Source organism: Mucilaginibacter sp. P4_E8 (assembly GCF_056401495.1).
Genome location: NZ_JBFUJG010000163.1, coordinates 1 through 9,972, shown reverse-complemented (window position 1 = coordinate 9,972; position 9,972 = coordinate 1). Strand labels below are relative to the sequence as shown.

Sequence of the window (9,972 nt, the reverse complement as noted above, 5' to 3'; positions counted from 1 at the left end):
CGGTTACCGTATGTACATATCTTGAAAACAGCCTACCGGATAATATGCTCCGTTAGGAGCTACCTGTTTGTAGCACACAAGTATTTAATACCCTTTGCCTCGTAGAGGCTACCCTCTAATAACAAATACGATTATCTGCTAATTAAGGGTTGCACCTACGGAGCAATCTTGCTTTTTGATTTTACTTGCTACAAACAGGTAGCTCCTAACGGAGCATATCAACTTTAGGTATACACGGTGGCCCTACCTGGGAAAGATTAAGAGAGGGGTTAATTGCCACATCTTAGATATTTGTATGTAATGCTTTAATATCTGTACTTTTTGGGTTGCGTTAAACATGACCTTTGTTATATCAAAACAAACAAAGAAAAAAAATCATGAAAACGCTATCAGAAAAAGTAATCTTAGTAACCGGTGCATCAAGAGGTATCGGCGCAGCAGTAGCCCTTAAATTAGCAAGTGAAGGCGCTAAAGTAATTATCAATTATGCAGGTGGCCAGGAAGCTGCCGAGCAAACCGTTAATGAAATTAAACAACAAGGCGGTGATGCCATAGCCTTACAAGCCGATGTAAGCAAATCTGACGAGGTGAAAGCCATGTTTGACGCAGCCATCGCTCATTACGGTAAAATTGATGTATTGGTAAACAACGCCGGCATCATGATCACCAAATTGCTTAAAGATACTACCGACGAAGATTTTACCCGCCAATTTGATATCAACGTACGTGGCACATTTAATACATTGCGTGAGGCAGCCACTAAACTGGCAGACAACGGCAGCATCATTAACTTTTCTACTTCCAATAACCGCCTTATGCTCCCAACTTATTCAACTTATGCGGCAACTAAATCAGCAGTGGAGCAATTAACCCGTGTATTTTCCAAAGAAGTTGGTGCAAGAGGTATCAATGTAAATTCAGTGTCTCCCGGCCCTACCAATACTGAGCTGTTCACCAAAGGCAAACCACAGGAAGTAATTGATCGCCTGGCATCATTATCAGCCTTTAACCGCATTGGCGAACCTGAGGATATTGCAAAGATCGTAGTATTTCTGGCCAGCGACGATGCTAAATGGATCAGTGCACAAAACATAGGTATTAACGGTGCTATGGCTTAAGCCCCCTAACCCCCTAAAGGGGGAATAAAAGAATCAAGAAATCAGAATCAAGACAAAAGAAAATCAATTTATCACAACAACATTAAACTTTAGAAACCATGAACTCACTAAAAAATAAAGTAGCTTTAATTACAGGATCAGCAAGAGGCTTAGGAAAAGCCATAGCAGAACGTTATGCAGCCCTGGGTGCAGATATTGTTATCAATTACTCGAGGGATAAAKCATCGGCCGATGAGGTATTAAGCAACATCAAGGCCATGGGTGTACGGGTAATTGCTGTACAAGCTGATGTAAGCAAAGTAGCCGACCTGGAAAGGCTGTTTACAGAAGCAAAAAAAGAATTTGGTAAAATAGATATTGTGGTAGCCAATGCCGGTATTGAACTGGTTGAAACCCCGGTGGTAGATTTTACCGAAGAGCAATTTGACCGTGTATTCTCTATCAACACAAAAGGTACTTATTTTACTATGCAACAGGCCGCAAAACATGTGGAAAACAATGGCCGGATCATCTATATAGCATCCAGCACCACATCATTCCCTGTACCCGGAATGGCTGTATATGGCGGCAGTAAAACCACACCTCGTTATTTGGTTGATATCCTGTCAAAAGAGATTGGGCACAAGGGTGTTACTGTAAACACCATTATACCTTTTGCAGTTGACCACTCAGGTATTTTTGCAGAACCAGATAGCTATCCTGAATTAAGAAAACAACTACTGGACAGTTGTCCGATGGGAAGATTGGCCGAAGTAGAAGATGTGGCTAATGCTGCCGAGTTCTTCGCCAGTGATCTTTCATCATTCGTAAGTGGTCAGCACTTGTTAGTAAATGGTGGTGCAACAAATTAAGTAATAGCTTAAAACCAATCAATAGCAGGGTGATTATGATCATTCTGCTATTGGTTTTAAAAATCAAAACTCATGTTAATCAAAATCATCAATTGCCTGCTTATATTGTTTGTAGTATATATGGGTTTTAAACAAGGCTGGGCTATGCTTACCGGCAAACCCGAAATGCTGGCCATGTTTGGCAAATGGCATTTCAGCAATCGGGGCATATTTGTATTCGGCATCGTTACGCTGCTAAGTGCATTGCTCATCTTGTTTCCTCAAACATTTGTTTTTGGCAACTTTTTGATGGCCACCACCATCCTTTTCATCATTTGCCTGCAGCTATCTGTAAGAGATTTGAAAGGAGCGGCCATTGAAGTGCCTTTTTTTTTAATGAACCTGGTAATCATATATCTGCAGTACCCATTACAAAACCAAACCAAATGAAAGCCTTTAATCATTACCTTGTTTATGCTTCGCTGATCACTTTATCAGCACAAGGGCAAGTTGTAAGCACACCTATCCAAACCGTAAAAAATATAAACATCATGAACACCGATAAATTAACCAATCCCATAGTAAAAAAAGCCATTGACGCCCTGCAAGCCGGCGATAAAAAAGCATGGTTCGCTTTATTTACTGATGATGCCGAACTTTTTGACGATGGCCACAAAATGAACTTTAAAAGTTTTTTTGAAAAAGCTTTGGGTCATGAACGCTTTACCAGTATTGATAAAGTAGAGAACAATGGCCTTGATGTTTACGGAAAATTCCACAGCGATCAGTGGGGCGATTTTAAAACTTATTTTAAGCTACATATCGATGCCAAAGGTAAAATCAACCGCCTGGATATTGGGCAGGCAAGCTATTAAAACTAAAAAAGCCGCTGTATAATATACAATGGCTTTTTTAGTTTTTTGAGATCGGCCCAGGTCTTATAACGGGTTGATTTCCCTAACCTCAACATTTCCGCCAAAAGCCAGGATCGGGCAACCTTTGGCTAATTCAGCAGCTTCGTCCAATGATTCGGCCTTAACAAGTGTATATCCGCCAATCAGTTCTTTAATTTCGGTGTACGGACCATCGGTAATTACATTATCGCCTTTTACAACCTTGCCTGTTGCGAACAAACGGTTTCCACGGTCGGCCAGTTTACTTTGAGCAGCAATGCCTCCTACCCAATCCATCCATTTTTGTGTTAAGGCCTGCGTTTCTTCTGGGGAGATCGTAGGCATAGCCTGATAATCGTTTCTGAATACAAATAAGAAATCTTTCATTTTCTGTTAATTTTTAAGTTTTAAAATCTAATGACGATCACAGGATTTAAAATTGGACAAACGGACTAAAATATTTTTAAATTGATCATGATTTGCTGTTGCGCTTAAAAGCTAACCATTAAACTCATAATTTTACCGGCACATCACAAGGTATAAATATGGAAATAATTATAAGAGAAGCCAATTTAAAAGATTTAGATGTATTGCATAAATTTAAACAAGCGTTAGTTGATGCCGAACGCCCTTTCGACAGTACTTTAAAGAAGGGGCCGCTTTATTACTATGATATAGCCGGATTAATAGCGGCCGACCATGTTGGGATATTTGTAGCCGAAACAGGTTCGGAAATAATAGGCTGTGGTTATGCCCGTATTGATGATTCAAAACCATACCTAAAACATAAGCAACACGCTCATCTGGGTTTTATGTACGTGGTGCCGCATCACCGGGGCAAAGGAATAAACAGGATGATCATTGATGCGCTTAAGCTATGGTCGCAGCAACGGGAAATCATGGAAATCAGGCTGGAAGTTTATGCTAAAAACGATGCTGCGCTCAAAGCTTATGAAAAGGCCGGGTTTGCACCCCACATGTTAACCATGCGCATGAATCTGGACGAAAGCCAGGACTAACTTACCCTTCTTTAATTTTTTGACGATGCTCAATTCCCCATTTGATCATGGTTAAAATAACCGGACCGAAGGTTTTACAATAATCGGTAGATTCGTATTCTACCAAAACCGGCGGACCGGGTGTAACGGTCCTGGTGATCAGCTTGTTCAATTCCATTTCTCGCAGTTCCCTTGATAACATCCTGGTGGTTATGCCCGGTATGCTCCGCTCAATTTCCCTGAAACGTTTATTGCCATTACATATTGAATTGATGATAGGTAATTTCCACTTGCCGCCAATTACATAAATAGTATCCTGCAGGGCCTGAATTTCGCGGGCCTGGTTACGCTTACCATCAATCCCATAAATGATGTCGAGGTCTGGGATTTCCGGGGTCTGATTATCTGTTGACGCTTCTGTTTCCATATTGTTACTGGTATACTCTGTGATACTGGTTACAAAATTATACCATTTGCAGAATATATTTGCATCAACAAATAAAAATGACAGAAATGAATAATTTTAAGGATAAAGTAGCCGTAATTACCGGCGGAAATAGCGGCATTGGTTATGCCACCGCAAAACAATTAAAAGAAAAGGGCGCTACCGTGATCATCACCGGGCGCAGAAAAGAAGCCGTAGAAAAGGCAGCTGCCGATTTAGGTGTAATAGGTATTATTGCCGATCAATCAGACATTAGCGCTACAGAAAAGCTGGTAGCTGCTGTTACTGAAAGCTATGGTAAGATAGATATCCTGTTCATTAATGCGGGTATCACAACCCTATCATCCATTGAAGCCGCTTCTGAACAGCATTTTGACGATATTATGGATATTAACTTCAAGGGTGCTTATTTTACATTGAGCAAGTTTGTTCCAATTTTGCGGGATGCTGCCTCTGTTGTTTTTCTCTCGTCAATAGTTGCCAGTATCAATCATGCCGGTTCATCGGTATATTCGGCCAGTAAGGCGGCTTTAAATTCGGTTATGAAAACTGCGGCACTTGAACTGGCACCACGCCGGATCAGGGTGAACGCGGTAAGCCCGGGCCCCACTGAAACAGAAATAATGAACAAAGCTGGTTTAGACGCGGCCACATTGAGCACCATAAAAGATAGCCTGATCAATAAGATCCCTTTAAACCGTATGGGCACCGCTCAGGATGTAGCCAGCATGGTAGCTTACCTTTGCGATGACGCGGCTGGTTTTATTACCGGTACCGAAATTATTATAGATGGCGGCATGGTGATAGTGTAAGCAAAATACTAACTACCCATACTTAAAAAAGCGGGACGGTCAGATGATCGTCCCGCTTTTTATTTGCCTATATATTCCTACGATTTCCGGCACCAGAAAAATAAACCAGCAGCATTAAGTTATTTAGCAGCTAAGCTATTGTACAGGAATTTGCAAAGTAAAACATGTTTCATCATCTGTTGAACACACGGTTAATGTACCGCCGTGGGCCCGGGCTATTTCTGAGGCAATGTACAAACCAAGCCCTAATCCTTGCTGTCCCGGCTTTATCTCCCCGCGCGAAAATGGCTGAAAAAGACGATCTACAACAGCCTCCGGAATCTTTTCGCCAGCATTATTTATCGATAAAATAAACTCTTTTTGGTTACTAATGGCTTTTACGCTAACCGGCGAGTCTTTTTCGCTATGGGTAAGCGCGTTGCCTAATAGGTTTGAAAAAAGCTGGGCTATGCGTTTGCCATCACAATTTACAGGTTCGGTTAAGATGAATTGTGTATTAATGGTACGGCCGGGCCATACAACTTTCAATTCGGTTACTATCTGGTTCAGTATTTCTTCCAGTGGTTCGTTTTCAGTACGGTTTAATACTATCCCTCCTCCCAGGTGGCCACTGGCAAAATCAAGTATATTATCTATCAGTCCCTTCATCCGGTATGAAGAATCCTGTACAATGGTAGCCAGGCGCTTTACACGTTCATCCAGTGGCATACGCAACAGTAATTGCGCCACATTTGATACCGCGCCAACCGGGTTGCGCAAGTCATGACCCAATATGGCTATGAACTGATCGCGCAACTCTGCTGTCTTACGTTCTTCCTGAAGTTTGGATTCACTTATACTAAGTTGATCTATAGCGTTTAAGTGAAACGCGATAAGATCAGCAAACAGATTAAACATCCCTAAAGTTTCCGGGGTGTTCAGTCGGGCAGGCTTGGGATCAATAGCACACAGCGTACCAAAAAAGCTGCCATTTTTAAGCGTGATAGGCACCGAAATATAACTTTGAAAGCCATATATCTGTGGTGTATGATGGCCTGCGTAAATTTCATCATTATCAACATGGTCAATAACAACCGCCTTTTGATGTTGCCTTATTTCATGGCAAATGGTAGTTTCTATAACTAATTCACCACCTGGTTTTAGCCCAAATTGTATTTCATCACGCACAGCGCAGGCTATCCATCTATCGGTGGTAACACGTGCAACAGCGGCAAAACCCATTCCCGTACTACGGCAAATAACTTCCAGTATAGACGATACCGCATCAATTTTGCTTATAGCTTCAACATCTGCATCAAAACTCGCTTCAATAGTCCTCAAATTTTTTAGTTTCTAATTCCACTATACTACAAATTAAAATTATTATTTACAAATATAAAAAAACTATAAATCAGGAATAATGACAGCTGAAAACGGCATGTTTGCTATCATTTTTATAGCCAATTAAAAAGCTGCTTAAATTCATTATGAAAATGATTTGCATAAGGCTATATTTAAAATTATCCCGTATGCAGTAACCATATAGTGGGATGCCTGTTATTCCTAAACACTTAGAATATACTAAAACATGCAAATACATCAGCAAGCACTTCAGCTTAGAGAAAAAAAACGGGGTTTCCATTTGATCACTGCCGATATAGTATACGCCCTGCAACAGATCAGTACCATTAAAACAGGTATGATGCAGGTTTTCATTCAGCATACTTCGGCATCCTTAACCATTAATGAAAATGCCGACCCTACTGTACGGCAGGATTTTGAAATGTACTTCAGTAAAACCGTTCCCGAGAATGATCCGGATTATTTACATGATGATGAGGGGCCTGATGATATGCCGGCTCATTTAAAAGCGGCTTTACTGGGTAGTTCGGTAATGATCCCAATCCGCAACGGCAGGCTTGCCCTGGGTATATGGCAGGGTATTTACTTGTGCGAACATCGTAATTACGGCGGGCCCAGAAATTTAATGATCACTACCTGGGGCGAATGATCTTTGCTTCGCTTATATTACTTTTTAATTAAGAGCGCAACCTGATAATTTAAAATACTGCGATATGATAAAATAAGTTAACTTAGCTATTAACAAGAAACCTAAATATTATCTACCTGCGTGTTAGGTATTTATTAAATATTGGCCCAACTCTGTACATTTTATTTCGTAGAACGATACATATCCTCAATTCAGTAATAAATGATTGGTTGATATAAACACTGATTAATGAAAAAACATTTAGTCTTTTTTATACTGTTATCATTTGTCTTTACCTGTAGTTACAGCCAGATAAAGGATATCAGTAAAATCAAAAAAGAACTTCCTCATATAACCGATAGTATTAAACATGTTGATGCCCTTAACCGTTTAGGGATATTGATGTATGAAAGCAATGTAGACAGCGCGTTTTACTACGCTAAACGAGCAAGGTCTATTGCCGAAAGATTAAAATACCAGCAAGGCATTGCTGATGCCTTAAATGTGCTGGGAATAGTTTACGATCTGAAGGGCAATCTGCAATTATCACTTCGCTATTATAACGATGCCTATAACCATTACCTGGCCATACATGATTCATCAAACGTAGTTCAGGCGCTAATGAACATTGGACTTGTTTTTAATGAGAACAAGGAGGACAATAAGGCAATTGAGTTTTTAAACAAAGCCTCCTATCTCGGTAGCAAACTTAAAAAGGATTCCATCATGTCGCTTGTGCTCTGTAATTACCTGATGATGTACCCCGCTGAAATACCCAAAGATTCATTAAGTATTTATCTTGACCAGGCCAGACAGATAGCCACCAGGTATAAAGATAACCGGGTTTTATTAGCTATCGATCAGATACAGGCACAGCTATATTTAAAAAATAACGAACGCGAAAAAGGCATCAGTTTATTACAAAAAGCAGTTACCGAAGGCATAGCTATGGATCTGAACTATCTTAGCCTTGATATCATTCAAAGCCTGGGCGATCTGTACCACGACACAGATACCAATAAAGCTGTAGGCTACTACAAACAAGGCCTTTATATTGCCGAATTAAGAGGGTACCACTGGTATGAAAAGCTATTCGGGAAGAAACTATATGATATTTACATTAGTCAGAATAATTTGCGCGAAGTAAAGCAATACAGTGCTAAACTATTGAAACTTTATGATGATGAAGAGCTGTTTACCAATACCTCGGGGTTTGATTATATTGATTACGCTTTAAAAGATCAGGAACTGGAGGCCACTACAATCAGGAGTGAGAACCGGCAGGTATTGATGATGGTGTTTGGCATACTTTTTTTATTAACTGTATTAACGGTGCTATTCGTTTACCGCCTCTATCGTTTAAAACAAAAACATACCGTGACACTCGAGTCACTAAACAGGTCAGTACAGCTGCGTAATGAAAAACTGGAGATCGATCATGGATTTAATAACCGCCTGGTATCCATTCTGGCGCATGACTTCAGGCAACCAATAGGCACCTTAAAAACACTCGCAACTGTTTTAAAGGATACTGATTCATTTACGCGTGAGGAGTTGATGGAACTGGTTGATACGATGGAGCACTCCTCTAATATTTCGCTGGAGATATTTGAGAACATATTACAATGGATAAAACAACAACTTTCGGGTTTTAGCTACCAACCCGTTTCCATGTCACTTAAAGAATTAATTGATGAAGCTTTGCAACCCTTTAACCTGATGGGCGAAGAGTATCACCTTAAATTTATTAATAATGTTGATAGTGACGTTATCATTCAGGCAGATAAAGAACTGGTGCAATTTATTCATCGTAATTTTATACACAATGCTATAAAGTTTTCGCCCCAATATTCAACCATCTCTATTTCGGCCACCGTACATCCGGGCGAAACCACAGTTTGCGTGCAGGACGAAGGGAAAGGCATTTCTCCTGAAAAATTGGGATCGATATTCAACCTCAAGGCCGAGATGCGTTACAGTAATGAAAAAGAAAAAGGTGCCGGTGTAGCCCTGATGATATGCAAGGATTTTATTGAAAAAATGAGCGGCCGTATCTGGGCCGAAAACGCTAAAGAAAAGGGAGCCGCTTTTTGTTATGCCCTGCCCAATTTAAAATAAGCAACAAACGTAAAATTCACATTACCTACTGATAAACTCATTTTTACGTAAAAGTAATTTTGTAAATTTCACATCATATACAGCTCTTCAAATTATTTAATAACCAATTATCTGTAAACAAAATGAAATCTTATTTACTTTTATTTACCGCTATGCTGTTTTCGGGTTTTGCCTATGCACAACAGTTACCGGCCAGATGGGATGAACTTGTTGCTTCTGATTTTCCACAGGCACTTGAAAAATCATCAAAAACCTGCATATTACCTTTTGGAATATTGGAGAAACATGGCCCGCACTCGCCCCTGGGTACCGATCTCATTCATGTACGCGAGTGGGCAGCCCGTGCTGTTAAATCAGAATATGCTGTGGTATTCCCTGATTATTTTTATGGGCAAATAAATGAGGCAAGACAGCAGCCAGGCACATTTGCACTGCCAAGCAAAGTAATATGGGATTTGCTGGAAGCCACTTGTGATGAAATAGCCCGCAACGGTTTCGAAAAAATAGTGATCCTGAACGGGCATGGCGGCAATCCCGAATTCATCAGGTTTTTCATGCAGTCGCTGCTTAACAAAAGGCATAACTACGCGGTATATTTTTATGCCCCCCAAAACGATAAGGAGTTTACAACGCAATACCTTAAAATGCATAAGTCCGATCCGCAAAATGATCAGCACGCCGGCGAGGGCGAAACCTCTACCCTGCTATATTTACGACCAGACTTGATGAAGATGGACCGCGCAGCCGATCAATCAGGGGCCAACCAGCACCGTTTAAACCTGCCTAATG

At 40.5% G+C, this 9,972-nt stretch carries 12 protein-coding genes; 9 read left to right on the top strand and 3 right to left on the bottom strand.

The window, feature by feature from the left end; genetic code table 11:
- Nucleotides 1–377 precede the first annotated feature (377 nt).
- From AC1DRQ_RS27240 to AC1DRQ_RS27225, 4 genes are all read left to right on the top strand, one after another.
- A complete protein-coding gene (locus AC1DRQ_RS27240; protein ID WP_477428620.1) occupies nt 378–1,118 on the top strand; it encodes an SDR family oxidoreductase in 741 nt (246 codons plus the stop codon).
- Between the two features lie 98 nt (nt 1,119–1,216).
- Complete coding sequence (locus tag AC1DRQ_RS27235) at nt 1,217–1,969, top strand: glucose 1-dehydrogenase (RefSeq protein WP_477428618.1); 753 nt, start codon at nt 1,217–1,219, stop codon at nt 1,967–1,969.
- 72 nt (nt 1,970–2,041) lie between these two features.
- A complete protein-coding gene (locus tag AC1DRQ_RS27230) occupies nt 2,042–2,398 on the top strand; it encodes a hypothetical protein (protein WP_477428616.1) in 357 nt (118 codons plus the stop codon).
- Complete coding sequence (locus AC1DRQ_RS27225; RefSeq protein ID WP_477428614.1) at nt 2,395–2,823, top strand: hypothetical protein; 429 nt, start codon at nt 2,395–2,397, stop codon at nt 2,821–2,823. The genes AC1DRQ_RS27230 and AC1DRQ_RS27225 overlap by 4 nt, the downstream gene beginning before the upstream one ends.
- A gap of 63 nt (nt 2,824–2,886) precedes the next feature.
- Here the strand turns inward: AC1DRQ_RS27225 and AC1DRQ_RS27220 are convergent, their stop codons facing one another.
- A complete protein-coding gene (locus AC1DRQ_RS27220) occupies nt 2,887–3,228 on the bottom strand; it encodes a YciI family protein (protein ID WP_429395057.1) in 342 nt (113 codons plus the stop codon).
- 158 nt (nt 3,229–3,386) lie between these two features.
- On the opposite strand from AC1DRQ_RS27220, the gene AC1DRQ_RS27215 reads away from it, so the two are divergent.
- On the top strand, nt 3,387–3,860 hold the full coding sequence (locus AC1DRQ_RS27215) for a GNAT family N-acetyltransferase (RefSeq protein ID WP_477428611.1): 474 nt from the start codon (nt 3,387–3,389) through the stop codon (nt 3,858–3,860).
- Nucleotide 3,861: 1 nt separating this feature from the next.
- Here the strand turns inward: AC1DRQ_RS27215 and AC1DRQ_RS27210 are convergent, their stop codons facing one another.
- Complete coding sequence (locus AC1DRQ_RS27210) at nt 3,862–4,266, bottom strand: winged helix-turn-helix transcriptional regulator (protein ID WP_477428609.1); 405 nt, start codon at nt 4,264–4,266, stop codon at nt 3,862–3,864.
- Nucleotides 4,267–4,352: 86 nt separating this feature from the next.
- On the opposite strand from AC1DRQ_RS27210, the gene AC1DRQ_RS27205 reads away from it, so the two are divergent.
- Entirely contained in the window at nt 4,353–5,096 is a 744-nt protein-coding gene (locus tag AC1DRQ_RS27205; RefSeq protein WP_477428607.1) for an SDR family oxidoreductase, read from the top strand.
- Nucleotides 5,097–5,231: 135 nt separating this feature from the next.
- On the opposite strand, the gene AC1DRQ_RS27200 is transcribed toward AC1DRQ_RS27205, so the two are convergent.
- The gene (locus AC1DRQ_RS27200) at nt 5,232–6,416 is read right to left on the bottom strand and encodes a GAF domain-containing sensor histidine kinase (protein ID WP_477428605.1); all 1,185 of its coding nucleotides are present in this window, start codon (nt 6,414–6,416) and stop codon (nt 5,232–5,234) included.
- Nucleotides 6,417–6,663: 247 nt separating this feature from the next.
- Here AC1DRQ_RS27200 and AC1DRQ_RS27195 point away from each other — a divergent pair, with 247 nt between their 5' ends.
- The 3 genes from AC1DRQ_RS27195 to AC1DRQ_RS27185 all read left to right on the top strand — a co-directional run.
- Nucleotides 6,664–7,086 (top strand): secondary thiamine-phosphate synthase enzyme YjbQ, encoded by a 423-nt coding sequence (locus AC1DRQ_RS27195; protein WP_477428603.1) that lies wholly within the window; start codon nt 6,664–6,666, stop codon nt 7,084–7,086.
- A gap of 228 nt (nt 7,087–7,314) precedes the next feature.
- Complete coding sequence (locus tag AC1DRQ_RS27190; RefSeq protein WP_429395041.1) at nt 7,315–9,183, top strand: ATP-binding protein; 1,869 nt, start codon at nt 7,315–7,317, stop codon at nt 9,181–9,183.
- A 122-nt stretch (nt 9,184–9,305) separates the two neighbouring features.
- A partial coding sequence (locus AC1DRQ_RS27185) for a creatininase family protein (RefSeq protein ID WP_477428600.1) occupies nt 9,306–9,972 on the top strand: 667 nt, incomplete at its 3' end.